The 245-nt window shown below is 46.9% G+C and carries 1 pseudogene; it reads right to left on the bottom strand.

From position 1 onward, the window contains the following. Nucleotides 1-245: pseudogene (locus tag SB724_RS21485) on the bottom strand (NAD(P)H-quinone oxidoreductase); the annotation flags it as partial.

Raw genomic sequence — 245 nt, 5'->3', positions numbered from 1 at the left:
CACTACTTGTGCACCAGCACTTTTTGCCATCTGAATAGCCGCACCACCAACACCACTGGCACCGGCATGAATAAGCGCTGTTTGCCCTGATTGTAACTTGCCTAATTCAAATAGCGCACCAAAGGCTGTTAAATACACTTCGCTTATAGCAGCACCTTGCGCCATAGATATATGATCGGGCAATATCATTAACTGCTGCGCATCTACTACGACGTATTCACTGTAAGCGCCACCAGCACATAAAG

This window comes from Bacillus sp. SIMBA_031 (genome assembly GCF_046535225.1).
GTDB classification, from domain to species: domain Bacteria; phylum Bacillota; class Bacilli; order Bacillales; family Bacillaceae; genus Bacillus; species Bacillus velezensis.
Note: the sequence above shows the minus strand (reverse complement) of the source record. Positions and strands in the feature narration are given on the sequence as shown.